The organism is Halalkalibacter sp. APA_J-10(15) (assembly GCF_023017105.1).
In the GTDB taxonomy this organism is placed as follows: Bacteria; Bacillota; Bacilli; order Bacillales; family Bacillaceae_D; genus Halalkalibacter.
Genome location: NZ_JALKEV010000056.1, coordinates 1 through 482, shown reverse-complemented (window position 1 = coordinate 482; position 482 = coordinate 1). Strand labels below are relative to the sequence as shown.

The window sequence follows — 482 nt, the reverse complement described above, 5'->3', positions numbered from 1 at the left end:
GGGAGCGATAGTGTAACAATTGCTATCGCTTATTGTCTAACGGGCAGTTTAGCACAAGAGAACGAGTTAGAAAGAATTTATAATAGTATGGGGGAATAAAAGATGGATTGTGTTTTTTGTAAGATTGTTAATAGAGATGAACCAGCAGAAATTATATATGAAGATGAAGATGTTATAGCCTTCTACGGATTGCATTTTAGTGCCCCAGTTCATGCGTTAGTTATCCCTAAAAAGCATATTGAAAACATCATGGACATAAAAGAAGAGGATGAAAAAATAATATATAAAATTCACCAGTGCTTACAAGAAATTGCAAAAATATTGGGTGTTAGTAATGATGGTTTCAGAGTAATTACTAATACGGGAAAACATGGTCAACAAGAGGTATACCATATGCATTATCATATTATTGGTGGTCGTCAATTAAAGTGGGAAATATAATTAGCTCACTGTACAATCCTTATTGCACTAAAGGGTGGCTT

Annotated in this window: 1 protein-coding gene; it reads left to right on the top strand. The window is 33.8% G+C overall.

Annotated elements, in window-relative coordinates; all coding sequences use genetic code 11:
- The first annotated feature begins 102 nt into the window (after positions 1 to 102).
- The gene (locus tag MW695_RS22240; RefSeq protein ID WP_247107617.1) at positions 103 to 441 is read left to right on the top strand and encodes an HIT domain-containing protein; all 339 of its coding nucleotides are present in this window, start codon (positions 103 to 105) and stop codon (positions 439 to 441) included.
- Positions 442 to 482 lie beyond the last annotated feature (41 nt).

Excerpts from the sequence above, each read along its gene's own strand:
- MW695_RS22240 (WP_247107617.1), top strand. The coding sequence starts at position 103 with ATGGATTGTGTTTTTTGTAAGATTGTTAATAGAGATGAACCAGCAGAA.